General features: G+C 59.8%; 15 protein-coding genes, 1 tRNA gene and 2 pseudogenes. 4 read left to right on the top strand and 14 right to left on the bottom strand.

From position 1 onward, the window contains the following. Positions 1-22: 22 nt before the first annotated feature. The 7 genes and pseudogenes from AB8W27_RS00850 to bcsR form a co-directional block, all read right to left on the bottom strand. On the bottom strand, positions 23-1,981 hold the full coding sequence (locus tag AB8W27_RS00850) for a sensor domain-containing phosphodiesterase (RefSeq protein ID WP_041924035.1): 1,959 nt from the start codon (positions 1,979-1,981) through the stop codon (positions 23-25). Between the two features lie 123 nt (positions 1,982-2,104). Next, positions 2,105-5,608 (bottom strand): cellulose synthase complex outer membrane protein BcsC, encoded by a 3,504-nt coding sequence (gene bcsC / locus AB8W27_RS00845; protein ID WP_015742854.1) that lies wholly within the window; start codon positions 5,606-5,608, stop codon positions 2,105-2,107. Then, entirely contained in the window at positions 5,590-6,705 is a 1,116-nt protein-coding gene (bcsZ, locus tag AB8W27_RS00840; RefSeq protein WP_015742855.1) for a cellulose synthase complex periplasmic endoglucanase BcsZ, read from the bottom strand. The genes bcsC and bcsZ overlap by 19 nt, the downstream gene beginning before the upstream one ends. 6 nt (positions 6,706-6,711) lie before the next feature. Continuing rightward, a pseudogene (bcsB, locus tag AB8W27_RS00835) lies at positions 6,712-9,132 on the bottom strand (cellulose biosynthesis cyclic di-GMP-binding regulatory protein BcsB); the annotation flags it as partial. Between the two features lie 22 nt (positions 9,133-9,154). After that, positions 9,155-11,772, bottom strand: a pseudogene (bcsA, locus tag AB8W27_RS00830) (UDP-forming cellulose synthase catalytic subunit). Then, entirely contained in the window at positions 11,769-12,497 is a 729-nt protein-coding gene (gene bcsQ, locus AB8W27_RS00825) for a cellulose biosynthesis protein BcsQ (RefSeq protein ID WP_015742858.1), read from the bottom strand. The pseudogene bcsA and the gene bcsQ overlap by 4 nt, the downstream one beginning before the upstream one ends. Then, complete coding sequence (bcsR, locus tag AB8W27_RS00820) at positions 12,494-12,697, bottom strand: cellulose biosynthesis protein BcsR (RefSeq protein WP_004387626.1); 204 nt, start codon at positions 12,695-12,697, stop codon at positions 12,494-12,496. The genes bcsQ and bcsR overlap by 4 nt, the downstream gene beginning before the upstream one ends. A gap of 172 nt (positions 12,698-12,869) precedes the next feature. On the opposite strand from bcsR, the gene bcsE reads away from it, so the two are divergent. The 3 genes from bcsE to bcsG are packed head-to-tail and all read left to right on the top strand — an operon-like array spanning position 12,870 to position 16,313. Continuing rightward, positions 12,870-14,444, top strand: coding sequence for a cellulose biosynthesis protein BcsE (bcsE, locus tag AB8W27_RS00815; RefSeq protein ID WP_041924037.1), 1,575 nt, complete (start codon positions 12,870-12,872; stop codon positions 14,442-14,444). Next, positions 14,441-14,638, top strand: coding sequence for a cellulose biosynthesis protein BcsF (gene bcsF / locus AB8W27_RS00810; protein ID WP_007765306.1), 198 nt, complete (start codon positions 14,441-14,443; stop codon positions 14,636-14,638). Before bcsE ends, bcsF begins: the two co-directional genes overlap by 4 nt. Further along, entirely contained in the window at positions 14,631-16,313 is a 1,683-nt protein-coding gene (gene bcsG, locus AB8W27_RS00805; RefSeq protein ID WP_015742861.1) for a cellulose biosynthesis protein BcsG, read from the top strand. Before bcsF ends, bcsG begins: the two co-directional genes overlap by 8 nt. A 247-nt stretch (positions 16,314-16,560) precedes the next feature. Here the strand turns inward: bcsG and dppF are convergent, their stop codons facing one another. The 5 genes from dppF to dppA all read right to left on the bottom strand — a co-directional run bounded on the left by dppF (position 16,561) and on the right by dppA (position 22,302). Beyond that, positions 16,561-17,574: a dipeptide ABC transporter ATP-binding subunit DppF gene (dppF, locus tag AB8W27_RS00800; RefSeq protein ID WP_041924038.1), complete on the bottom strand. Its 1,014-nt coding sequence runs from the start codon at positions 17,572-17,574 to the stop codon at positions 16,561-16,563. Beyond that, entirely contained in the window at positions 17,561-18,556 is a 996-nt protein-coding gene (gene dppD, locus AB8W27_RS00795; RefSeq protein ID WP_007765313.1) for a dipeptide ABC transporter ATP-binding protein, read from the bottom strand. The genes dppF and dppD overlap by 14 nt, the downstream gene beginning before the upstream one ends. Positions 18,557-18,567: 11 nt before the next feature. Then, entirely contained in the window at positions 18,568-19,470 is a 903-nt protein-coding gene (gene dppC, locus AB8W27_RS00790) for a dipeptide ABC transporter permease DppC (RefSeq protein ID WP_015742864.1), read from the bottom strand. Positions 19,471-19,479: 9 nt separating this feature from the next. Continuing rightward, positions 19,480-20,499 (bottom strand): dipeptide ABC transporter permease DppB, encoded by a 1,020-nt coding sequence (gene dppB, locus AB8W27_RS00785; RefSeq protein WP_015742865.1) that lies wholly within the window; start codon positions 20,497-20,499, stop codon positions 19,480-19,482. A gap of 195 nt (positions 20,500-20,694) precedes the next feature. After that, positions 20,695-22,302: a dipeptide ABC transporter periplasmic-binding protein DppA gene (gene dppA, locus AB8W27_RS00780; protein ID WP_041924039.1), complete on the bottom strand. Its 1,608-nt coding sequence runs from the start codon at positions 22,300-22,302 to the stop codon at positions 20,695-20,697. A 677-nt stretch (positions 22,303-22,979) separates the two neighbouring features. On the opposite strand from dppA, the gene AB8W27_RS00775 reads away from it, so the two are divergent. Continuing rightward, positions 22,980-23,447 carry a lysozyme inhibitor LprI family protein gene (locus AB8W27_RS00775; protein WP_041924221.1) on the top strand — a complete coding sequence of 156 codons (468 nt, stop codon included), beginning with the start codon at positions 22,980-22,982 and terminating at the stop codon, positions 23,445-23,447. A 56-nt stretch (positions 23,448-23,503) separates the two neighbouring features. Here AB8W27_RS00775 and AB8W27_RS00770 read toward each other — a convergent pair. Continuing rightward, positions 23,504-23,580 (bottom strand) — tRNA-Pro (locus AB8W27_RS00770). Positions 23,581-23,671: 91 nt separating this feature from the next. Next, positions 23,672-25,351 carry a kdo(2)-lipid A phosphoethanolamine 7''-transferase gene (gene eptB, locus AB8W27_RS00765; protein ID WP_015742868.1) on the bottom strand — a complete coding sequence of 560 codons (1,680 nt, stop codon included), beginning with the start codon at positions 25,349-25,351 and terminating at the stop codon, positions 23,672-23,674. Positions 25,352-25,408: the final 57 nt, after the last annotated feature.

The following is a 25,408-nucleotide window of genomic DNA, read 5'->3' as shown; positions in this document are numbered from 1 at the left end:
CCTTACACCCTTTGCAGCGGGCTCAGGGTGTCGGGAGCCACGCGTCTTCAAACGCCGCGGGCGTCATCGCCTTGCCGAAAAGATAACCCTGGCCCACCGTGACGCCCGCGTTCAGCAGCCAGTCGCGCTGCGACTCGTTCTGAATGCCTTCCGCCACCAGTTCAAGGTTAAGCTTTTTCGCCATGCTGATGATGGCCGAGACCACGCTGTCATCGTCCGGCAGGCTGTCGATAAAGCTCTTGTCGATTTTAAGGCTGTCCACCGGCAGCGCTTTCATCTTCTGCAACTGACTCAGGCTGGAATACCCCATGCCGAAATCGTCCAGCGCGATGCGCACGCCCGCCTCGCGCAAGGGGCGCAGAATGGCGATGGCGGCTTCGGTATCGTCGATGCGCTGGCTTTCGGTCATCTCCAGCACCAGCGTACCGGGCGCGATGGCGTAACGCTCCAGCCGTTGCAGCATCGTCTGCACCAGATCGCGCGTTAACAGTTGCAACGACGACACGTTAACCGACAGCGGCAGCGTAATGCCGTGCGCCTGCCAGCGCGCCAGTAACTGGCACGCCTCTTCCAGCACCCAGTCGCCTACGGTGACGATAAGCCCGCTCGACTCAATGTTATCGATAAACCCCACCGGTAACGTCCAGTCGCCGTCCGGCTGGCGCTCACGCAGCAGCGCTTCCGCGCCGACGATATTGCCGTTGCGCATATCCACCTGCGGCTGCAGCCAGATAGCATACTGGCGGCGCGCCAGCGCGCTTTGCATCGCGCTTTCCTGGGTGTTGACCGACGCTTCGCCGAAGAACGCCACCTGATTAATGCCGCTGCGCCGGGCGTCCAGCGCGGCGGAAATCGCGCTCTGGTACAGCGTCGAGGCGCTCTGGCGACCGTCAAACATCGCCACGCCAATGCTTGCCCCGCCCGTTTGCGCGGCGGCAGGCGATTCCAGCGGCTCGTTCAGGGCCGCCAGGAGTTGTTGCGTCAGCGTCACCGCGTGCTCCGGCGTTTTCACCCCGTGCGCGATAATCGCAAAATCGTCCTGGCTTATCTGCGCCAGCACCATACGCGGGGTCAGTACCGAGCGCAGCTTATCCACGCGCGCGTGCTGAAGGGCGTCCCGCTGCGACTCGTTACTCTCACGCAGCGGCTCACAGGCCACGTACAGTAATGCGGTCGCGCCGCCGCCCGCGACGGCCTGTTCAAGCAGCGCCGTCAGCAGCGCCTGATTCGGCAACCCGGTGAGCGGGAAACGGGTGCCGCTGGTGCGCGCCTCGTCGACCTGCCGCGCCAGCGCCTGCTGGTTGCGGTTATAGGTGCGCACCAGCATGCCGATCTCATCATCCTGATGCAGGCGCGGAATGGTGAGCTGATGATGCGCCAGCTCGTGGGCATCCAGCGCACTCAGCGTGCGCGTGATATCCCGCAGCGGGTGGAGGATCAGACGGTTGATGCACCAGGTGATCGCCACCGAGAGGATCAGCGCCAGCAGCAGGAATGTCGTCAGGAGCGTCGAAATCGCGTTGATGATAAAGCGGTACAGACGCCAGGAGTCGGCCTGCAACACCAGATAAGCAAGCGGCTGCGGGTTGGCGGGCCGCTCCAGCGAGTAGAGCGGCAGGGAGATCTGCACCGGCAGTTCAAAGACCCGGGCGAGCGTCACCGGAATGGGGCGCTCCGGCGTAAAACGCATGCGCAACGCCTGAAACTGATTGGGCAACACCACATCGGCGCGGCTTATCACGCCGGCGGGTTTGATTTCGCGAAGGATCGCCTCCGCCTCAGGAATATTGGCCTTCAGGATAGCCGCAGAGAGCGGCTGGCGCACCGAGCGGGCGATGCTTTCCATCTGCATGGCGGTGTGGTAGCGATGCGACTGCACGAAATGAAACAGCAAAACGACGCTGAAAATAAAAAGAAAAAAGACGGAAACGGCCGAAACCATCGCCATCTGTTTAATCGTGAGGGAACGACTGACTCGCAACTTGATTCTCCACTGATGCCACTGCCCGCATGATAATCACTCATAATTATCATTGCGGGCGGGAGTATACTGCATTGTTGTGGAATTTAACCGCGCTGCCGGGCCGAACGCGCATTAATCTTATTACCGATCGGCGTAAGGCGTCAGCGTCTGCGGCGGCATATCCATATCGCCCTGCCAGCCGCCCTGCGAATAGCGGATAAACAGCGAGAAATTGCTTGGCGTATAATCCTTCGCCTGCTGAATATCGACTGCGGCGCCTACCGACCAGTTCGACGTAATGCGTCTTTCAATGAGCGCATTGGCCGTATAACCCCAGCCGCTGCTGCTGCTGCCCTCTTCCAGCGCGTCCTTATCGGCGTAACGGCTTAACGCCGGGTTTTGCGTGTTAATCACGGGCGTCGGGATAAGCCCCGAAAGCGGATAACGGCGCTCGGTCTGCGTGCGGGAGTGCGACCACGAGCCCGACGCGCCAAGCTCCCATGACCAGTTTTCCGTTCTCATCCGCCAGGCCACCGGCACCGCGAAAGAGACGTACTCCTGCGGGCTGTAGTAACCGCCCTGGCCTAAAGAATAACCGCTCAAATCTTTCTCATAGTGCCACACCATATTGTTGAGCCCAATGGTGAGGCGCTGATTATTTTCATTAATCAACTTGTAGTAATAGCCGCTCATCCAGCGCACCCGCCAGTTATCGGCGACGTTTTTACCGGTGAGCTGATCGGCATTGAGGCTGGCCCAGACGCCATGCGCCTCGCCGCGATCGTAGCTGAGGCTCGCTCCGCCGCCAGTGGCGCGCACCCCGCCCCACGTCGTGCCGGTGTTGGACGGCGCGTCGCGTTGCCCGCCGAAAGCCAGCATAGAGCTGGAAATCGGTCGGCGGTGCGCGTTAAGCGTATAGCCAATCGGCCCCAGATCGCTGCTGTAGCTTAAGCCGCCCACCACGTCGACGACGTCGAAGCCTATCGGCGTGGTGCCGATATCCATATCCCAGGTGTCGTTGCGCCAGCCCGCCGCCACGCTCACGCCGGAGGCGCGCTGTTTCGCGTTGCCGGAGCAGGGCGTTTCGGCGCAGGTGCCCCAGGTCTCGCTGTAGCTGTTGCCGCTAAAGCTGCCCGGATTCATATTCACCGCGTCGGTACGCAGGAACAGTCGCCCGTCGCGCAGCGGCGTATCCACCTGCAACATCGTGGTGTTCGCTTTCAGATCCGAATACCCCGGCGTGCCGCTGGAGCCCCAGTAGTCATGCTGGAGCGTCACGTTCAAATCCTGCTGGCGATAGAGATCCGCCGAGTCGCCGCGCACGCTGCGCTTCAGCCAGTCGTCGCTGGCGTCGTTGCGGGTAAGACGTGTAAAGACGTCGTTATCAGCGGGCCGCGTCGGGGCGATACCTGAGGCGACCATCGCGTCGCGATAGGTCTGCAATGCCTGCTGCGGCTGCCCGTTCTGGCGCTGAAAGCGCGCCGCGTCGCGCAGCACCAGCGCGGTTTCCTGCGAAGGCGGCTGCGTTCTGGCGGTGGCGGCCAGCACGGCAAAAGCCTGCTGCGCGCGCGCGGTGTCGCCAAGCGCCGCCTGGGCATTGGCGATACGCCGCTGCGTGCCGGGAGAGCGCGGCTCGCCGCCTGCGCCAGGCGTTTGCAGCGCCGCGAGTTGCTCGCGCGCCGCCGCATTATCGCCGTCGGCGATCAGCGCTTCCGCAAGCCCCAGCCGCGCCTCTTCGCTGGCAGGCGAGCGTTTCAATACCGTCTGATATTGCGCGCGCGCCGCGGCGTTATCGCCACGCTGCTGCGCCCAGTCGGCGAGCGTTAAATCGATACGGTCAGAGGCGGGCTGCTGGCGCAACAGCGCGATGGCCTGCGCCTCCTGCCCGCTGTCGCGCAGGCGATTGGCCGTCTCCATCAGTTCATTGGTCTGCAAGCGCTGCGACAGCTCAAGAATATTCGGCGTCCATTTGTCGCGCGCCAGCGTATTGAGATGGCTCTGCGCGGCGCGCTGACGATCGCTACCGGAGAGATAAAGCCCGTAGGCGTAGACCTGCTCCGGGTCGCCCGCCTTACGCTGCGCCAGTTGCCCCATCACGATATCGGCGTCGCGGCGCGCTCCGGCAGAGGCCAGATCGTTTGCCAGCCGGTAGGTTATCCAGACGCTCTCCGGGTCGAGCGCCAGACGCTGGCGTTGCAGCGCGGCGGCCTCGGCGAAGCGTCCCTGAGCCTCAAGCGTGGCAGCCTGTTGCTCCAGCCGATCGTTCGTCAGACTACGTTCAATATCCTCAATGCTGCGCCGCTGGCTGGCGGAGAGCGTGGCGATAAAGGCGTCTGCCCGTTCCGGCGACTGACGACGATACAGATTGGCAAGCCCGCGCACCGCGTTGCTGTTGGTGTTATCCATGCGCAGCGCCTGACGGTAATAGCGCTCGGCCGCCGCGTCGTTTTTATTCGCCACAGCGACGTCGCCCAGGCCAAGCACCGCGTAACTGTCGGTGTTATCCACCGTCGCGGCCTGCTGATACTTCTGCTGCGCCTGCGCCAGATTGTTGGCTTTCAGCGCCGCGTCGCCCTGCTGTATCAACAGCCAGTAGCGGTTCACCTGCAACAGACTCTGCCAGCGGCCGCTGTTGGGGCTGTTCGGATCCTGTTTTAGCGCCTGCTCCAGCAGCGGTACGGCGCGGGCGCGGTTGCCCTGCTGGGAATACGCCTGGGCGAGCGCGCCCAGCGCTTCGCTGTCATTCGGGTTGGCTTTGACGGCAGTGGTGAGTTCCGAAACGGCTTTCGCGCCCTGGCCCTCTTCCACCCGCGCCATGCCCTGCATTCTGGCGCGATAAGCCGGATCGGCGAGTTTGCTTTGCTGTTCGGCGAGCAGCCCTTTGGCTTTATCGGCGGTTTCGCCGCTGCTGAATACCTGCAGGAAACGCTCCAGCGCGGCGACGCTGTTATCGCTCGCGGGCATGCCCTGAATCTGCTGATACCAGAGATCCGCCGCGGTTTCACGCCCGCCGCCCGATTTCGCCATCTGCTCCAGCACGCTGAAGCCCTCCTGCTGGCGGTTGGCGGAAAAGAGCTGTAACGCCAGCTGCGTGCGTAGCTGATCGTTGCCCGGCGCGCGGGCGTTCAGCGCCTGCATCTGACGAATGGCCTCGTCGCGCTGCGCCGGATCTTTCGCCACCAGCGCCCAGTATTCGACAGCCAGATCGCCATCCGGCGGCGCGCCGTTAAAGAGTTTCTGATACGCCGCCAGCGCCTCCTGCGTATGCCCGGTCGTGCCGAGCAGACGGGCCTGTTGCAGTTGCTGACGCCCTTCCGGCGACGCCAGCGCGAGCGTAATGCGCGCCTGCTGATAAGCCGGGGATTGCGGGGCGAGCTTGCCTAAGCGCGCGAATTGCTGTTGCGCGCCCGCGTTATCGCCCTGACGCAACAGATAGCGCATTTTGGCCGCGACGACATCCGGGTCGTCCGGGCTCATTAACTCCAGACGGTAGAGCGACTGGCGCACCAGATCGTCACGTTTGGCGGATTCGCCAAGCCGCACCTGTTCGAGCAACTGCTGCCTGATATCCGATTGCGCCTGCGCCTGCCCGCAGAGGGCGACGCCAAGCGCCAGCGCGGTAATACTTAACGCGAACTTGTGCATGACTCTCCCCAGGCGGGTTGCAGCTCACCGTCGACGGTGAAACGAAAACGGTGTTCATCCCATCCCTGGCCAAACAGGGTTAACACATAGCTAAAGTAGGCGTCCTGCTGCGGATAGTCGTCCGCCACCCGCTGGCGCTGCAGCGCCTGGATATCGCGGTTTTGCAGAAAGGGAAGCAGCGCGGCGGAGAAGCCCACCGGCCCGTTGCCCTGGGTTTTGCCGTCGATAACGCGCACTTTTTCCGGCGGCAGGCCCGCTTTGGTGGTGGCGGTTTCCATCGGGCTAAGTTTTTTGAGCAGCGGCGCCTGCTGTTCATCCGCCGGGTTCATCATGCCGACCCACAGATAAACGCGGATCGCATCGTAGCTGCCAATCAGCGGTTTTTGCGGCGCCACAGGCTTGAGCACCCAGCCTTTCTTCGCCTCAAAGCTGACCCAGTCCGGCGAAAAACCTTCCGGCGCGGTTTCCAGCAGCAGACGCAGGTTGGTGTCGCGGATGGTCGTCCAGGGCTTGCCGTAACGGGTGAAATAGCGCGCCAGCTGCGGCGGCATATAGCTCGGGTTAAAGCGCCAGAGCGTCGGTTCGGCGAAGCTGACTTTGCCCGGCAGCAGCATGTCGCCAAGCGTCGGCACATTCACCACTTCTTCTTTGGCGATGCGGTCCAGCAGCGCTTTACCGGTGTCGCTGTAACGCTGCTCTTTCCATAAACGCCCGGCCTCCAGCAGGCTCCAGGCTATCCACAGATCGGCGTCTGAGGCGGAGTTGGTATCGAGCACCGCCCAGTCGTCCGGCCCTTTCATCCCCCACAGCCAGGCAGGCAGCGTGTTTTTCAGCGATCCTTCGGCGAGGTTGTTTTCGGTCCACAGCAGAATGTTGTCGAACGCCTCGCGGTCATTGGCCGCGAGGGCGAAGAACAGCGCATAGCTCTGCCCTTCGGACGTCGTGATTTTGCGCGGATCGCTCGGGTCAATCACGCGCCCTTCTTCGCTGATGTAGCCGCCTTTAAAGCGGTCCCAGTCGGGCCAGCTACAGGCGGCGTGGGCTGACACCGTCGCCAGTAGCAGCCCCGCCGTAAGCCATCTGCACAGATTTTTCATGACGCGTTACTCATGGTTGCCCGGATCAAGACGGCGACGGCTCAGGATACGCAGCAGACGCCACAGCACCCAGGCCAGCAACACGACGCTGATAGCCGCGAAAATCGCCAGCAGAATCGGGTGGTTTGCCAGCGCGTACCAGATGCGATCGAACCACGGCAGGTGACCGACATAGTAGACGTCGCCCACGCGCAGGCTGTTGACGCCTGATTCGCGGATAACCGCGACAGAGCCATACATGGCGGCGCGTTTACCGCTGTCATTAAGCGCATTGTTCAGCAGTTCATAACCGCGCGGGCTGTCCGCCAGCAGCGCCACGACGCTGCGCTGATCGTGATACGGCGACTGGAAGCCCACCACGGCGGCCATCGGCCCGGAAGAAGTCACCTGCGTTTGCATCTGCGGCTGACGGTCGCGGGCATCGGTATCGATAAGCGTCACGTCGCGCGTCGGGGTTTTCACCCAGCTTTGCGTGGCGTTCACCAGCATATCGATGCGTTTATCATCTTTCAGCGACGCCGGCAGCGCGCCGATCACCAGAATATCGGCGTCTTTGTTCTGCATGTCGCCGCCATCGTTAGTGATCGTGAGGTTAACCGCCGGGAAACCGGTCTGCGCGCCGATGGTGCCCGCCGTGCCCAGCAGCGTGGTGAGCTGCGCCGGGTTCGGCTGTTTCGGCATCACGATAAGCGTATCAGAGAGATCCGCCATACGGCTGAACGGGAAACCGGCGTTAGCGAAGGAGCGCAAGTCCGGCATCGCGATAAAGTGATGATAGTTCGAAAAATCCAGCGTGGAATCATCGCCCACCACCACGCGGTTCGGCACGGTCTGGAAGGTCACGCAGTTATCAATCGAACCGCCCGGCAACGGGTTGGTGTATTCAAAATCGAACCGCAGCTGGTTCGCCGCGCCGAGGCGCAGCGTTGGCAGCGTCACTTCGGTCTTGCCATCCAGCAGCCCCTGTAGCAGCGGCAGGCGCAGCATCAGACGGTTGGTTTCATCTTTCGGCAACAGCGTGAAGGATTGCAGGAACTGGTTGTTCAGGCTGATATCCATCCGCGAGTTATCGCGTGTGGCAGGCGACGTATAGCGGTAGTTAAGGCGCATGTCGATGCCGTTGCTGCGCAACAGATAGAGATCCGGCGGCAGGTTCAGCGTCAGCGAAATCGGGTTCGGCTCAAGGCCGGTCGCCTGCAACTGCTCTTCATAGTTCTTCAGCTCGCCAAACGTGACGGCGCGATCGGTGCGCACCCAGTTCGGCGCATCGTAAGGCTGGCGCGCCAGCAGCGGTTTTACGTCGCCCACTTCGACACTGTCGCCGCGGAACAGCAGACTGCCCTGCGCAATGCCTTTAGCGGCCTGAATAAGGTCTTTCTCGTCGCGTCCTTCAATCACCAGCAGCTTCACCCACGGGGTTTGCGGGTGGCTCATCATGCGCACCATCGGGCCTTTGGCCGGCGGTAGATCGCGCAGGAAATCCGGGCGCTTATCGTTGGTGGCGAACACCACCGCGTGGCGCGTCGGGAGCGCGTTATAGAGCACCGGGAAGCGCTGGCCGCGCCAGCCGGAGCGGGAGCCGAACCAGGAAGAGACGATGCTCGCGGCCTGCTGGGTCGCGAGATCCGGCGCCGCGGCAAACACCATCGGCAGCTCCAGCGGGCGGTTATCGCGCGAATCAAAGAACGGCACCGGGAAGTGCGACAAATCGTTTTGCAGCTGCAGCGTCTGGAAGGTGAGATTCAGCGCGCTGTTACGCCCGATATCCATCCACAGCGTGTTGCTGGCCTGGTTTTCGCACACGTCGCGATAGTGGCCGACAAACTCCAGACGCACGCGGTTGAAATCGCTGACATAAAGCGGATCGATAGGCACCTGGGCGGTGGTTTTCTTGCCGAGCTGCTCTTTGGTCACCGGCAGGACATCCATCAGCTCATCGTTCAGATAAACCTTCAGCTGCGACTGTACCGGCAGCAGCGACGGCGACGGCGTGTAGGTCAGGTTCAGCGTCGCTTTAGAGATAATTTCATCGCTGCGCATCCCGAATTCGACAAACCCGTCCGGGCTGAGTCCTTTAAGGACCATGCTGCCCGGCGGCGGCGCGATGCTGGCGAAACTCAGCGTGACGTTGCGCGCAGGCGCGCCATCCTGAACGACGGGCGCGCCAGCGCCTTCCACACCCGGCATCACCTGGCCGAGTACCGCCCCTTCTGTCGCAGGCGCAGGCTCGGTGCCCGCGACAGGCGGCGTGGCGGGCGTTAACGCCTCGGTGCGCGCAGGGGTAGCGGTCATCACGCCTTGTGTCGCAGGGGCGACGACCGGCGCGGTCGGCGCGGCGGTGGCGTTGGGATCGTTGGTGGCTTCAGGCGCGCCGTAGGCGCCAGGCAACAGGCTCATTCCAACCGCCACAGCGCACATCCAGGAGAGTTTTCTTTTCATCGCATATTCATCATTGTTGAGCCATAACCGGGAGTGCACGTTCCCCAAAGCCGTCCTGTCCGGACGACGGGGGATAAACGACACTATCCAGGAAACCAGCGTGGTAAGGGTGCGAAAGACAATTTTTAGTGATGCTGGCGCAAATTCCGCCAGGTGGCGATACCCTCTGAAGCCGAGCTTGAGGATATCGAGCATGCTTTCCAGCGGTTTGTCTTCCGGGAAACTGTCCTGCCAGAGCGCCCAGGTGTCGGCGCGCGCAAAGGTACATTGAACAAAATCGATATGCTGGCGCGTGGTCAGGCCGTCGAGGTTGAGGCCGATTTCGTCGCCGAAGACGCGCACGACTTTCGCCGGGAAGACATACTCCTGCGCGCCGCGTTTCATCAGCAGGTTCACCTTCTGCCCCTGTAACAGTTGCGCGCCGCCATGCACTTTAATGCCAAGGCCGCCGTCGGAGTAATCCTGCACCGTACAGGAGAAGAGATGGCCGTCTTCGCGGGCGATAGCCGCCGGCATCACCATCTCCACGCGATGGGCGCGACGCACCTGTTTGCTCTCCACCGACACCGCCACCGCGCCGCCGAGGATAATCAGGTTGTAGAAGACCCAGACGATACTGACGATAACCGTCAGCATCTCGTTAGCCGGGCCGTAGAAGTAGCGCCAGACGCCGACCAGCACGCCGAGCAAGTTAATTAGCACCAGCATCAGGTACGGGCGCGAAATCACCCAGTCGACATACTCTTCTTCCACCAGCCCGCCTTTGGCGGTGACGTTGAACTTCCCTTTGTGCGGGTTGAACAACGCCACCATGGTAGGCCGCGTAATGTACCAGGCGAGCACCGTTTCATAGATTTCGCTCCAGAACGAGTGGCGATATTTGCCCTGGATTTTGGAGTTGGTCAGGCTGGCGTGCGCCATGTGCGGCAACACGAACAGCGCAATCATCAATGCCGGGGCGTAGATGATATAGGCGTGCAGCAGCAGGAACGCCAGCGGCGCGGTCAGGAAGATAAGCCGCGGCACGCCGGAGAGGAAGTGCAGCATCGCGTTGACGTAGCACAGGCGCTGACCGAGCTTGAGCCCTTTGCCAAAGAGCGGGTTATCGAGACGGAAAATCTGCACCATGCCGCGCGCCCAGCGGATACGCTGGCCGATATGCGCCGAGAGGCTTTCGGTCGCCAGCCCCGCCGCCTGCGGGATACGCATATAGGCGGAGGTGTAGCCGCGCCGGTGCAGACGCAGCGAGGTATGGGCATCTTCAGTAACGGTTTCTACGGCGATGCCGCCGATTTCATCCAGCGGGCCGCGGCGAATGACGGCGCAGGAGCCGCAGAAAAAGGTCGCGTCCCACATGTCGTTGCCGTCCTGCACCAGGCCGTAGAACAGCGTCCCTTCGTTCGGCGTTTTACGAAAACGCCCGAGGTTGCGCTCAAACGGGTCCGGCGAGAAGAAGTGGTGCGGGGTCTGCATCATCGCGAGCTTTTTGTCTTTCAGGAACCAGCCCAGCGTGAGTTGCAGGAACGAGCGCGTCGGGACGTGGTCGCAGTCGAAAATCGACACGAAATCGCCTTTCGCGAGCTTCAGCGCGTTGTTGATATTGCCCGCTTTGGCGTGCTCGTGGGTTGGCCGCGCCACATACTCCACGCCGACCGATTCGGCGAAGCGGCGAAACTCCTCGCGGTTGCCGTCATCAAGGATCCAGATTTTGAGTTTGTCTTTCGGCCAGTCGATGCCAAGCGAGGCGTAAATGGTGTTTTTCACCACGTGCAGATCTTCGTTATAGGTCGGCACGAAAATATCGACCGACGGCCACGTTTTCAGATCTTTGGGCAGCGGCACCGGCTGGCGGTTGAGCGGCCAGATCACCTGGAAGTAGCCGAGCACCAGCACCACCCACGCGTAGGTTTCCGCCACCAGCAGCACCAGACCGCACACCAGACTTACCGGATCGTTCCAGTTCAGCGTCGAGGTATAGCGCCACCAGATGTAGCGGCAGGAGACAGTCAGCGACAGCACAATCAGCATCAGCGCCGAGAAACGGCCCGGCAGGCGGCGCACCAGCAGCGCCACGCCCCAGAGCAGCATCAGGAAAATAAACTGCGACAGCGGGTTAAACGGCTGCGTCACGCACAGGAGCGCCAGCACCAGCGAGAAAAAGACCACCACGCCAAGCACGACGCGCCGCAGGCGCTCATTAATATGGCCCAGCTCTTTCTGCTCGTTCAGGTGGTCGGTTTCATCGCTGAAGCGCTGCGGGAGCGACTCCAGCCAGAGGTTAAAGCGCTCGCGCCAGATTTGCAGCGCCGAGACGGGCCGCCAGCGCGGCGCACCGACAGCGCGCCAGGGCCGCAGCGTCACCAGCCACAGCGCCTGCAGCAGATAACGCACCGTATCCAGCGGACGCGGACGGTCAGGATGAATATGCGGGAACAGCAGCGCGTGCTGCGCGCGGATGGCCTGCCAGCGCGGGTTTTCCAGCGGCAGCAGCAGCCAGGCGAGCGTCAGCCACAGACAGCCCAGCGCCGCGCTGAACGGCGGCGCGCCGTTGCGGCGATAGGTAATATAACGCTCGCGCAGCCGCGCGCGAACCGGCGGCGCAAGCACCAGCGCGGAGAGGCTTATCATGCGCCTTCACTCCCGTAATGCAGCAAACACCAGTTCGCCAGCGTGACAATCTCTTCCGCCACCAGCGAATCCGGGCGGTATTCGCCCACAGGCTGTTTGGCGGCGAAGCTCTCCATCATCGCCTCGTCGCGATGCACCGCGACCGGCACCAGATGGCGCTGCGTTTGCAGCCAGAGCTGCCAGATGTCGTTTTGCACCTGGCTTGAGATCAGGCGGAAATTCGCCAGCAGATCGCAGCCGTTGGGCAGCGCCTGCTGATGTAAGCGCGCGTGGCAGTTGGCGTCGGGCTGCACCACGCAGAGCGTGCGGTCGGCCACCTGCAACAGGCTGCGGGTCACGGCGTCAAAACCGCACGGCAGATCGAGCAGCACCCAGCGCCAGTGGCCGCTCGCTTTTAGCGTGTGAAGATGCTGCGCGAACGCGCCGAGCGCAGGCGACACATCATTTTCTCGCTCCGCCTGACGCAGCGCGCCGTATGGCAGAACGTCCAGCCCTGGCGCGTAACGCCAGGCGGTAGATTGCCAGGGTTTATCGTCCAGCAGCGCGCGCGCCCAGCCATCGACGTGGTCGAAATCGATATTAAAAGAGAGGCGCAACAGGTTATCCGGCGAGGCGTCAATCACCAGCACCGTTTCGCCCAGCTGATGCAGCGCCCAACCGAGCGCCGCCGTTAAGGAGGTGGTCCCCACGCCGCCACGTACGCCCTGTAATGCCAGAACGGTCATCCTTGCGCTCCTGCGTCACGACGCGCTAATTCCGCCAGCAGCGGCCAGCGTGCAATTGCCGTCGCGAGTTGTTCACGTTGCGATATATCGGTGTAGTCAAGATCTGGAAGTGAAAACACCCGGCTGAGCGCTTCAAAATCATTCTGGAAGGTATAGCCACGATCGGGCTGGCGTGCGGCCTTAGCGTCATTCTCAGGCATATATTCTATTTTTCCTTAGAGCAATATCACTAAAGCCAGCAAACGAAAACAGTGAACCTGCGCAATCCCGGTTTGCATGCTAATGATCATGTTCTTTAATTTCAATGTTAGGTTTATTTCCTGGCTTTCGCTAGTAAACTGACAGTCATACTCTTTATATATTGAGGGCGCCATGGCTCTTGTTTTTTCAATTGGCATTGATTCGCTCTGGGATGAACTGCGCCATATTTCGGCAGGCGGAACAGGCTGGATAAATTGCGACCGCCACAGCGATGCTATTACGTTCGTCAATCAAACGCTTCTTGCGCAAACCCCTGAGACAAAAGTGGCTGTCATTACCATGGACGCCGCGCCAGAAACCGTGATTGCGCCGCTTCCGGCCGCGCCGCAAGGCCCGAATGAAGTGCGCCTGTTTACCATGCCGAAAAGCCAGAATGCCTTTCATCGTCTGCATCACGATTTGCTTTGCAGTTTTGAACCTGAACATTATTTCATTGTGCTGCTGTGTGCGGAAAACGCCTGGCAAGGCGTAGCGCCCGCTCATATTAAAGCCTGGATAAGAAAAAGCCAAAGCTGGGCGCAGGAACATCAATGCACATTGCTGATTATTAACTCCGGCGCGCAGGCTGACCAGCAAACGTCGATGCTGATGACCGAATATCAGCAGCTCTCCGGGCTTGCCACCTTACGCTATCAGGGCGACGCCTGGCTGTATGACGTGGCGTTCTGGTTTAACGATAAAGGCGTCAGCGCGCGCCAGCAGTTGCCGGTGACATTAATTAACGATCGTCTTTCGCTGGCGCCGCGCCAGGAAGTGTCGTTACAGGCGCGCAGCGACGAACGCCGTGTGCTGAGCCATATCGCCGTGCTCGAAGGCGCGCCGCCGCTTTCCGAAAACTGGACGCTCTTTGAAAGTAACGACGCGCTGTTTAACGAGGCGCGCCAGGCGCAGGCCGCGACGGTGATTTTCTCGCTTTCGCAAAACAGTCAGATAGAGGGGCTGGCGCGTCACGTGCACGCGCTGCGCCGCCAGCGCGGCAGCGCGCTGAAAATCATCGTGCGCGAAAACAAAGCCAGCGTGCGCGCTACCGACGAACGGCTGCTGCTGGGCTGCGGCGCGAATATGGTGATCCCATGGAACGCCCCGCTCTCCCGCTGCCTGACGCTGATTGAAAGCGTGCAGAACCAGCAGTTCACCCGCTTTGTGCCGGAAGATGTGAACATGCTGCTGGAGGCGATGCAGCCGCTGAAAATGCGCGGCTATCAGCCGTGGGATATGTTCTGCAACGCCGTCGGCGCGCTGATGAACAACGTGCTTATCCCGCAGGATAATAAAGGAATTCTGGTGGCGCTGCGCCCGGTGCCGGGCATTCGCGTCGAACAGGCGCTGACGCTCTGCCGTCCGGGCCGCATGGGCGATATCGTGACGCTTGGCGAAAACCGGCTGGTGCTGTTTTTATCGTTCTGCCGTATCACCGATCTCGACACCGCGCTGAGCCATATTTTCCCGCTGCCGATAAGCGAGCTGTTTTCCAACCGTATGGTGTGGCATGAAGATAAACAGATAGCGGCAGAGATCCTGCAAATGAGCGCGATGCGCCCGGAACAGTGGGCCGCGCCGCTTGAGATGACCCGCAAGGCCCGCGAGACGGCCGCGCTGCTCGCCGACGCGCCGAAAACGCGCGCGCGCCAGGTGCCGACGCCCATTACGCTGCTTAACGACACCGCACAGGAGCGCGCGTTATGATGTCGATTAGCGATATTCTTCAGCTTATCGCCCTGTGCGCGCTGATTTTTATCCCGCTGGGATACGCGCTGTGCGTGGGCAAGCGTCGCATGATGAAAGCGCTGCGCCCGCTGCTGTTTCGCCCCCGATTTGTTAAACCCGCTGGTACGCTGCGCCGCCGCTCTACCGTCAAGGCAAATGTAAAACATGACTAATCACGTTCATTCCGCTCCCCTTGCCCGCTCGGGCTGGCAAAACTGGCGCGGTCTTTCCGGCTGGAACTACTATTTTTTGCTGAAATTCGGTCTGCTCTGGACGGGCTATCTGAATTTCCACCCGCTCGCCAACCTGGTGTTTATGGCGTTTCTGCTGTTCCCCATTCCGAACCTGCGCCTGCATCGCCTGCGCCACTGGATAGCGATTCCTGTCGGCATCGGTCTGTTCTGGCATGACACCTGGCTGCCTGGCCCTGAAAGCATTATGAGTCAGGGCTCGCAGGTGGCGGGCTTCAGCACCGATTATGTGCTGGATCTCGTGACGCGCTTTATTAACTGGCAGATGATTGGTGCCGCTTTTGTGCTGCTGGTCGCCTGGATGTTTCTCTCCCAGTGGGTGCGGGTGACGGTGTTTGTGGTGGCGATTATGGTCTGGCTCAATGTGCTGACCGTGACCGGCCCGGTCGTCTCGCTGTGGCCTGCCGGCAATACCACGGCGGCGACGGTCACCACAACCGGCGGCACCGCGGCGCCGACCGTCGCGAACGCCGCCGGTACGGTGGTGGCGGGCGATATTCCGCTGCAAACCGCGCCTGCGAACAACCAGAGCATTAACGACTGGCTGAACAGCTTCTATACCAGCGAATCCAAACGCCAGACGCCTTTCCCGGCGAGCCTGCCGGCGGATGCGCAGCCGTTCGATCTGCTGGTGATTAACATCTGTTCGCTGGCCTGGTCTGATGTAGACGCCACCGGCCTGATGTCGCACCCGCTGTGGTCGCATTTCGACATCGTGTTTAAGAACTTTAATTCCGGCACATCGTACAGCGGCCCGGCGGCAATTCGCCTGCTGCGCGCAAGCTGCGGTCAGCCGTCGCATAAAAACCTGTACCAGCCTGCCGGTGAACAGTGCTATCTGTTCGATAACCTGGCGAAGCTCGGCTTTAAGCGCCACCTGATGATGGACCATAACGGCGAGTTCGGTAACTTCCTCAAAGAAGTGCGCGAAAACGGCAATATGCAGGAGCCGCTGATGGATCAGTCCGGGCTGCCAGTGAATCTGTTGTCGTTTGACGGCTCGCCGGTATATGACGATACGGCGGTGCTCAATCGCTGGCAGCAGACCGTGAAGAGCGAGGGCAGCGATCGCAGCGCCACGTTCTTTAACCTGCTGCCGCTGCATGACGGCAACCACTATCCGGGCAACAGTAAAACCGCCGATTACAAAGCGCGCGCGCAGAAGCTGTTTGACGAGCTGGATGCGTTCCTGACGCAGCTTGAGAAAGAGAACCGCAGAGTGATGGTGGTGATGGTGCCGGAACATGGCGCGGCGCTGCAGGGCGACAGGATGCAGGTATCCGGCCTGCGCGATATCCCAAGCCCGTCCATCACCCATGTGCCGGTCGGCATTAAGTTTATCGGTATGAAAGCGCCGCATCAGGGCGCGGCTATCGATATCGACCAGCCGAGCAGCTTCCTGGCGATTTCCGAGCTGGTGGTGCGGATGCTGGATGGTAAGAACTTTGTGGCCGATAACGTGGACTGGCAGGGGCTGACCAGTAACCTGCCGCAGAGCGCGCCGGTCTCCGAAAACGCCAACGCCGTGGTAGTGCAGTACCAGGGCAAACCATGGGTGCGCTTAAGCGGCGGCGACTGGGTGCCTTACCCGCAATAAGTAGTCAGGCCGCGATAAAAAAGCCGATGCGTAAGCGTCGGCTTTTTCTTTTTCGCGCGGCGGGTGCGCAGGCTTACCCGCCCGACACAAACCTCATCCACCACCGGCCACCCGGCGGGTGCGCAGGATTGCCCGCTCTACACACCCCCTATCCCAGGGTGGATAAGCGCAGCGCATCCACCGCATTGCATCGTTACGCCCATAAAAAAGCCGACGCATGGCGTCGGCTTTTTACGTGGCGCGCGCGTTAAGGAATGCGCGGCTCGCCGGTTTCATCCTGATCGACGGCGAAACAGGCGACCAGCTGGCCGTTATATTCCTTAAGCTGCGGCTGGATCTGCGTACACGGGCCGAAGCGGCGACGGCAGCGGGCGCTAAAGGCGCACCCCGGCGGCGGATTCAGCGGGCTCGGCAGCTCGCCGGTGAGCTTAATACGCTCGCGGCGGTCGTCCGGGTTCAGGCGCGGCGTCGCGGAGAGCAGCGCCTGGGTATACGGATGACGCGGATTCGAGAAAATCTGGTCTTTCGTGCCTTTCTCCACGCAGCGGCCGAGATACATCACCATCACTTCATCGGCGATGTGCTCCACCACCGACAAGTCGTGGGAGATAAACACATACGAAAGCCCCATATCCTGCTGCAGATCCATCATCAAATTCAGCACCTGCGCGCGCACCGACACGTCCAGCGCGGAGACCGGTTCATCGGCGATCACCACGTCCGGGTCAAGCATCAGCCCGCGCGCGATGGCGATACGCTGGCGCTGGCCGCCAGAGAACATATGCGGGTAACGGTCGTAGTGCTCGGTTTTCAGCCCCACTTTCGCCATCATCGCCAGCGCTTTCTCGCGGCGCGCCTCTTTGTTGAGCGAGCTGTTAATCAGCAGCGGCTCCTCAAGGATTTGCCCCACTTTTTTGCGCGGGTTCAGCGAGCCATACGGGTTTTGAAACACAATCTGGATTTTCTGACGGCGCAGTTTCTCCGCCGTTTCATCCGGTTTCAGCAGATCCTGGCCCTGGTAGTAAAGCTCGCCGCCGGTCGGCGTTTCTATCATGGTGAGCAGGCGGCCCAGCGTGGATTTTCCACAGCCCGATTCGCCCACCACCGCCAGCGTTTTGCCGCGCTCCAGCGTAAACGAGACGCCGTCCAGCGCTTTCACCAGACGTTCCGGCGCGAAGAAGCCCTTCTTCACCGGGTAATGTTTTTTCAGGTCGATAGCCTGTAACAGCGGTTGCTGCGTGGCGGCCTCATGCGTGCTCATAATTGGTTGGCCTCCCGGCATCATCGAGGGGGTAATGGCATTTTGACTGGCGGCCGTTGTCCACCAGATTTAACGCCGGTTCTTCTGCGCGACAGCGCTCGGTCGCATAGGGGCAGCGCGGGTTGAGCAGACAGCCCGTCGGGCGGTCATATTTCCCCGGCACCACGCCCGGCAGCGACGCCAGACGGGCCTTATCCTGCGCGAATTCCGGCAGGGCGCGCAGCAGCGCCTGCGTATAAGGGTGACGCGGCGCGCGGAAGATATCCCGCGCTTCGCCGGTTTCCACCACCTGGCCTGCGTACATTACGATGATTTTGTGCGCCGCTTCGGCCACCAGCGCGAGGTCATGGGTGATAAGGATCAGCGCCATGTTCTCTTTTTGCTGAAGCTCCAGCAGCAGTTCAATAATTTGCGCCTGGATGGTGACATCGAGCGCAGTCGTCGGTTCATCGGCAATCAGCAGCTTCGGACGACAGGCGATGGCCATCGCGATCATCACGCGCTGGCTCATCCCGCCGGAGAGCTGATGCGGGTAGACATCGAGACGCGACGCCGGATCCGGAATACCCACCAGATTGAGCAGGTCAATCGCGCGCTGGCGGCGGGTCTTTTTATTGCCGCCCTGGTGCACTTTGATAGCCTCCATAATCTGGAACCCCACGGTGTAGCAGGGGTTCAGACTGGTCATCGGATCCTGGAAGATCATCGCCACTTCGGCGCCCACCAGATTACGGCGATCTTTTTCCGAAATACGCTGTAAATCCTGGCCGTTGAATTCCAGTTTGTCCGCCATCACGCGGCCCGGGTAATCGATAAGGCCCATAATCGCCAGCGAGCTGACCGATTTACCGGAACCTGATTCACCCACGATGCCGACCACTTCGCCCTGATTCACGCTGTAGCTCACGCGGTCTACGGCGCGGAACGGGGTGCCTTCGTCGCCGAAGTGCACCGATAATTTATCTACATTCAGTAACGCCATCTCGTGCCTCTTTACTGCTTGAGTTTGGGGTCGAGCGCGTCACGCAGGCCGTCACCCATCAGGTTAAATGCCAGCACCGTCAGCAGGATAGCGAGACCAGGGAAGGTCACGACCCACCAGGCACTTTGCGCGAACTGCAACACGTCGGAGAGCATGGTGCCCCACTCCGGTGTTGGCGGCTGCGCGCCCATGCCGAGAAAGCCCAGTGCGGCCATATCGAGAATGGCATTCGAGAAACCAAGCGACGCCTGGACTATCAGCGGCGCAAGGCAGTTAGGGAAAATGTTCACGAACATCTGGCGCATCGCGCCGGCGCCCGCCACGCGGGAGGCGGTGACGTAATCGCGGCTCACTTCCACCAGCACCGCCGCGCGGGTTAAGCGCACATAGTGCGGCAGCGCCACAAAGGTGAGCGCCAGCGAGGCGTTAATGATAGACGGGCCGAAAATCGCCACCAGCACCAGCGCCAGCAGCAGGCTCGGCAGCGCCAGCATGATATCGACGACACGCATGATGATGGTATCGACGATACCGCCGAAATAGCCCGCCACCAGGCCGAGCACAATGCCCATCACCAGCGACAGCACCACCACCAGACAGCCGACCAGCAGCGACAGGCGCGCGCCGTACATCAGGCGCGACATCACATCGCGGCCCACGTCATCAGTGCCGAGAATGTGCGCCCAGCTACCGCCATCCTGCCAGACCGGCGGGGCCAGCAGCGCATCACGGAACTGCTCCGCCGGGTTATGCGGCGCGACGACATTCGCGAAGACCGCAATCAGGATCATGATGACGACATACACCAGCCCGACGACCGCGCCTTTGTTACGTTTGAAGTAGTGCCAGAACTCCTGCAGCGGCGTCATCGGCACCGGTGCGGCCACCACTTTGTTTTCAGTCATTTGCGTCATGATGGCCCCTTATTTCTTATGACGAATACGCGGGTTCACCACGCCATAGAGCAGATCGACCAGCAGGTTGACGAGAATAATCATCGTCGCCACCAGCAGCACGCCGCCCTGCACGACCGGATAATCGCGGCGCTGCAGCGCGTCGATGAGCCAGCGGCCCAGGCCCGGCCAGGAGAAGATGGTTTCCGTCAGGATGGCGCCCGCCAGCAGCGTGCCCACCTGAAGACCAATCACCGTCACGACCGGCAGCATGGCGTTACGCAGCGCGTGAACAATGATGACGCGCATACGGGTCAGGCCCTTGGCGCGCGCGGTACGGATGTAATCTTCGCCGAGCACTTCCAGCATCGCCGAGCGAGTCATACGCACAATGACCGCCAGCGGGATGGTGCCGAGCACTACGGCGGGCAGGATCATATGCGCCAGCGCATCGATAAAGTTGCCCTCTTCGCCCCAGATGGCGGTGTCGATAAGCATAAAGCCGGTGAGCGGATTGGTATCGTCGAGGAACACCATATCGCTGACGCGCCCGGACACCGGCGTCAGGTTCCACTGCACCGACACCAGCATGATCAGCATCATGCCCCACCAGAAGATAGGCATGGAGTAGCCGGTCAGCGCCAGGCCTACCGCCGTGTGATCGAAGACAGAGCCGCGCTTTACAGCAGCCAGCACGCCGACCGGAATGCCGACGGCGACCGCGAAAATCATCGCGCAGATGCCCAGTTCCAGCGTCGCTTTAAAGCGCGGCACGAACTCGTCCCAGACCGGGAGGCGGCTTTTGAGCGACAGGCCTAAATCGCCATGCAGGACACCCCAGATATAGTGGAGATACTGCTCCCACATTGGCTTATCGAGACCCAGCTCGGCCAGCAGCTGCGCGTGACGCTCAGGGGAAATACCACGTTCGCCCGCCATGATCATCACCGGGTCGCCGGGGATCATATGAACGAAGGCAAAAGTGAGAAGGGTGATACCGATAAACGTCGGGATAACAAGCCCCAGACGTCGGAGGATGAACTGCAACATAACCCGGATTCTCTGTAGTGACGCACAACCAGGGGATGTGGTCTGTATTGCTCACAAATCTCATTCCCTCCCCTTTCAGCGAGGGAATAAAGCACTGCTGCCGGGTGCGCTGCGCTTGCCCGGTCTGGAAGTGTAGACCGATATAAGCGCAGCGTCGCCGGACATGGGGCGCTCACACGCCCCTGACGGTTTTAATTATTCAACGGAGACGTTTTCGAAGTGGTGTTTGCCCAGCGGATCGACCACGTAGCCTTTGACTTCTTTACGCACCGGCTCATAGACGGTGGAGTGCGCGACGATAAGCGCTGGCGCCTGATCGTGCATCACGACCTGAGCCTGTTTGTAAAGCTCGATACGTTTGTTGTGGTCATCGGTCGCACGCGCCGGTTGGATCAGATCCTCAAACGGCTTGTAGCACCAGCGGGAGTAGTTGGAGCCATCTTTCGCGGCGTCGCAGCTAAACAGGGTAGCGAAGAAGTTATCCGGATCCCCGTTGTCGCCGGTCCAGCCCATCATTACCGCCTGGTGTTCGCCCGCTTTGGCGCGTTTCAGGTACTCGCCCCACTCGTAGGTCACGATTTTCGCCTGAACGCCGATTTTCTCCCAGTCAGCCTGGATCATCTCGGCCATGCGGCGCGCGTTCGGGTTATACGGACGCTGTACCGGCATCGCCCACAGCTCAACGGTGAAGCCTTTATCCTGACCCGCTTCTTTCAGCAGCGCTTTGGCTTTCTCGACGTCGTAGGTGTAATCCTTCACGTCGTCGTTATAGCCCCACATGGTCGGCGGGATCAGGTTTTTCGCGGCAACGCCGGCGCCCTGGTAAACCGCTTTGATAATGGCCTCTTTATTCACCGCGTAGGTCAGCGCCTGGCGCACTTTCACGTCGTCAAACGGCTTCTTCTCGGTGTTGAAAGAGAGGTAGCCCACGTTCAGGCCCGCCTGCTCCATCAGGTTGATGCTCTTGTCCTGCTTCATACGCGCGATGTCCGCCGGGTTCGGGTACGGCATCACCTGGCACTCGTTTTTCTGCAGTTTGGCATAACGAACGGACGCATCCGGCGTAATGGAGAAGACCAGACGGTCAATCTTCGGTTTAGTGCCCCAGAAGCCCGGGAACGCTTTATACAGAATGCGGGAATCTTTCTGGTATTGCTGAAGCTGGAACGGCCCGGTGCCGATCGGGTTCAGGTCGACTTTCTCCGGCGTGCCCGCTTTCAGCATGTTGTCGGCGTATTCTTTGGAAAGAATCGAGGCGAAGTCCATCGCCATATCCGCGAGGAACGGCGCTTCCGGGCGCGTCAGTACGAACTGCACGGTATGGTCGTCGACTTTTTTCACTTCGCTAATCAGCGTCGGCAGGCCCATGCCTTCAAAGTATTCGTAGCTGCCGCCAGAGACTTTATGGTACGGGTTTTGCGCATTTTTCTGACGATCAAACGAGAACACAACGTCATCGGCGTTAAATTCGCGCGTCGGTTTAAATTCTTTATTGTCCTGCCATTTCACGCCTTTACGCAGATGGAAAGTATAGGTTTTGCCATCGTCGCTGACGTCCCACTTCTCCGCGAGGCCTGGAATGATTTCCGTGGTGCCGATTTTAAATTCAACCAGGCGGTTGTAGATAGGCACAGAGCTTGCGTCATAAGTGGTGCCAGAGGTGAAGAGCTGCGGGTTAAAGCCTTCAGGCGAGCCTTCTGAACAGTAAACCAGGGTTTTGGCCTGTACGCTTGCGGCGCAGGTCATAGCCACCAGGCTCAGACCAAACTTCAGCATCCCTGACTTCTTCAAGGAAATACTCATTCTTCTGCTCCAATGTGATAGGTGTTGTGTTATTCCGTCAGACCTTTTTTATTTTTTGCCCGGTCCGATCGGTAAATGTGAGGCTGGGGATTCCTTTCGCAAGGGAGACTGAGTTGCAGTACAGATTGTCCGTAAAATGACCCTCACGCCCTACAATCTGTCAACAGAACACGCAAACGTCAATACAGCTATCCGGGATTTACAACCGGGGTGAGAAACGGCAAACAAAGATTAAAAAAACCTCATGGGCATGTTTTCAGCACGGAAATTTATGCTACGCCCCCAGTCGCAGAATAATCATCTTGATATTTTGTAACATCCAGCGCTTATGTTTTATCCGCTTAATGCAAAATTTCTGGGCTTGTGGCGAACTTATGAACGGTTTATGGCGCGATTTGTTAACCCTGCAGCAAAAAATGCTGAGGCGATATATAAGCAGAGCGGAAAGTATGCGGGATGTTTCATAACTATTTTCAATGAAATATGTCACAGAATCGCGTTCGCGCGAGAAAATCGAAGCTAAATAAGACTAACGAATTAAGCTGGTGAATACGTCCGTTCAGGTATTCCCTGGAACAGAGTCTGAATGTGGGGAGTGAGATGAGCCTGGTCGCGCAGCAGAGGTATTCCAGCGCATTATGATGGCTGCTCAGTTCGCACCTTATTTAAAACAGATTATGCATATTAAAACGTTGTTGTTCCGTTGCCTGTCCTGCCTGTTGCTCTCAACCAGCTACGCGTTTACCGCGTCTGTCATTGATGGAAAAGAAGTGATTACGTGCGCTAAGCAGGTGAACGATTATGCCGCCGGAACGCGATGTCTTGAGAGGCAGCGCAAGCAAACGGAGCAGGCGCTACAACAGACGCTGGCGGCGGCGCTGAAGCAGGTACAGTCGGAAGACTGGCTAGAGGCTAATGCGGATTACGAGGATGAAGATTCACAAATCGTTGTAGATACGGCAAATGCGCTGAAAAACGATCAGGCGGCATGGGAAAAACATAAGGCCCTGTTTTGTCAGGTGGCCAGTTCCCAGATCAGTGCTAAAACCCCCAACTATTGGGTTCTATCCACCCGGTGCGAAATCAATATGAATAAGGCGCGTATCGACGAGCTGAACGCATTAATAGCGCAGGTGCAACCTTAAAGCGCGGATGCCGGAAAGCAAAAAGCCCTGCTCGTTGAGCAGGGCTTTTTTGAATTTGGTCGGTGATAGAGGATTCGAACCTCCGACCCCTTCGTCCCGAACGAAGTGCGCTACCAGGCTGCGCCAATCACCGAATGCGGGGCGCATATTACTGCGCACCCTAATCCTCGTCAATCCCTTACTTTAAAAAAGCCTGTCGATCGGCTGAAAAGCCAGCGATATGGCTATTTTGCGGCAGAAGGAACATGACACCAGTTGTTATTCTGGTTAATACCGCCGTCCGGCGACTGATAACCGAGGCAGCCCATAATGGTATCGAACAGCTCAACGTGACGATGCGGGCGCTTTTGCTGCGCCTGCAGTTTAAGCTGCGCGAACGCCTGCGCGTGCTGCGGATCCGCCAGATAACTGTCGGACATCCAGACCATCATCGGCACGCGGAACTGCTCCGGCGGCGCGATATTGCGCGGCGTGCCGTGCAGATGCTCTTTCTCGTTGATCGATTCGCCATGATCCGCCGCATAGAACACAATCGCTTTCTTATTGCGCACCTGGTCAATCACATCGGAGATAAAGCTGTCGACGTACAGTACCGAGTTATCGTACGCGTTAATCAGTTCCTGACGGCTACAGTCTGAATCGACGCCCATGCACTCCGGCTGCCAGCGCGCATAGCTTCTCGGATAACGCTGCACATAGTTATAGTGCGAGCCTTTGGTATGCAGAATGATGAGATGCTTGCCCTTATCGTGCCCCGCCAGCGAGTTTTTCATCTCCTCCACCAGCAACATGTCATCCACCTGCTTGCCGCGGTTGCGCGGCTCGGCGCCAATCTGCTCGCGGTAGGCAATATTGTCCGCCATCGTGTTGCTGTAGAACCACATTTCGCTCTGCATCGCGTACAGGTCTGAGCTAAAGCCCAGCTGTTTAAGCACCGCGAAGACGTTCTGCTCTTTCAGAGTACGCTGCGGGTTATCGTCGGCACCGCCTTCGCGCACAAACATGCAGCGCAGCGAGAGTTTGGTCGCCGTATCGCACGACTCGCCGCGGAACGCGGCCAGGTTTTTCTCCTGCGCGAGTTTCGGGGTGGTGTTGCGGTCGTAGCCGAGCAGGCCCATATGGTCCCAGCGCGTGGTTTCGCCGATGATAAACACCACGTAAGTGTCATCAATGCCCTGCGGCGCCTGCCAGGTAAACTTCTTGGCCGGGTTCAGCAGCGATTTATTATCGCTCGACTCATCCACCTGCGCCCAGGCGTACAGCCCCAGCGCGGAGAGCCAGTTAGACGGCAGATAAGAGTTCGCCACCACGCCGCCGTAGCTTGGCATATCGACGCCGGAGGTGCGCTCTTCATTCTTCTGCTGCAAATCCAGCAGTCGGATCGGCGCCCAGACCAGCAGCCCCGCCACAATCACCACCGCCGCGCTTTTCAGGCGCTGATCGCGGGTGCGAAGCTGGCGCAGCAGCGTATCGCGGCAGCGGTTGCCCCAGATAAGCGTCAGCGGCACGATGCACACCAGCACCATCCATGAGATGAACTCCCAGCCCACCACTTCTTTGGAGAGATCGATATCGGTGGTCATCACCGACGCGATAATTCCGTAGCCGATCACCACGTTCATAAACGTCATGTAATAACTGGCCGCGGCGGAGAACACCACCACCAGCGATGCCAGCACGCGCCAGACGCGTCGTCCTAACAGCGACAGTACGCGAAACAGGAAGAATGTGACGAGAACCGTGGCCACCAGTTCGACAACCATCGATACAGCGTTGACCCAGGAGAGGTTCTGCGCGTATCCGTCAAAGCGACGATATAAAACCGCGCAGTTAAAAAAGAGGCCGATGTAGACCGCCAGCAGAACGCTCAGTTTCTGCTGCGTCATCGAGAGGATGTATTTCATGCAAGCCGCCCAGGCAAAACAAGGACTAAAACCCTTTACCCACAAAAATGAAAAAAG

The sequence above is a fragment of the Cronobacter turicensis genome, from assembly GCF_041222865.1.
In the GTDB taxonomy this organism is placed as follows: domain Bacteria; phylum Pseudomonadota; class Gammaproteobacteria; order Enterobacterales; family Enterobacteriaceae; genus Cronobacter; species Cronobacter turicensis.
The sequence above is the reverse complement of the archived record's forward strand: the minus strand, read 5'-3'. Positions and strand labels throughout refer to the sequence as shown.

What these genes read in the sequence shown, in the direction of transcription:
- dppF (WP_041924038.1), bottom strand. Translation starts at nt 17,574, where the DNA reads ATGAGCACGCATGAGGCCGCCACGCAGCAACCGCTGTTACAGGCTATC.
- bcsF (WP_007765306.1), top strand. Translation starts at nt 14,441, where the DNA reads ATGATGTCGATTAGCGATATTCTTCAGCTTATCGCCCTGTGCGCGCTG.
- bcsQ (WP_015742858.1), bottom strand. Translation starts at nt 12,497, where the DNA reads ATGACCGTTCTGGCATTACAGGGCGTACGTGGCGGCGTGGGGACCACC.
- bcsZ (WP_015742855.1), bottom strand. Translation starts at nt 6,705, where the DNA reads ATGAAAAATCTGTGCAGATGGCTTACGGCGGGGCTGCTACTGGCGACG.
- dppA (WP_041924039.1), bottom strand. Translation starts at nt 22,302, where the DNA reads ATGAGTATTTCCTTGAAGAAGTCAGGGATGCTGAAGTTTGGTCTGAGC.
- AB8W27_RS00775 (WP_041924221.1), top strand. Translation starts at nt 22,980, where the DNA reads ATGCATATTAAAACGTTGTTGTTCCGTTGCCTGTCCTGCCTGTTGCTC.
- bcsE (WP_041924037.1), top strand. Translation starts at nt 12,870, where the DNA reads ATGGCTCTTGTTTTTTCAATTGGCATTGATTCGCTCTGGGATGAACTG.
- bcsC (WP_015742854.1), bottom strand. Translation starts at nt 5,608, where the DNA reads ATGCACAAGTTCGCGTTAAGTATTACCGCGCTGGCGCTTGGCGTCGCC.
- bcsR (WP_004387626.1), bottom strand. Translation starts at nt 12,697, where the DNA reads ATGCCTGAGAATGACGCTAAGGCCGCACGCCAGCCCGATCGTGGCTAT.
- dppD (WP_007765313.1), bottom strand. Translation starts at nt 18,556, where the DNA reads ATGGCGTTACTGAATGTAGATAAATTATCGGTGCACTTCGGCGACGAA.
- dppC (WP_015742864.1), bottom strand. Translation starts at nt 19,470, where the DNA reads ATGACGCAAATGACTGAAAACAAAGTGGTGGCCGCACCGGTGCCGATG.
- dppB (WP_015742865.1), bottom strand. Translation starts at nt 20,499, where the DNA reads ATGTTGCAGTTCATCCTCCGACGTCTGGGGCTTGTTATCCCGACGTTT.
- bcsG (WP_015742861.1), top strand. Translation starts at nt 14,631, where the DNA reads ATGACTAATCACGTTCATTCCGCTCCCCTTGCCCGCTCGGGCTGGCAA.
- eptB (WP_015742868.1), bottom strand. Translation starts at nt 25,351, where the DNA reads ATGAAATACATCCTCTCGATGACGCAGCAGAAACTGAGCGTTCTGCTG.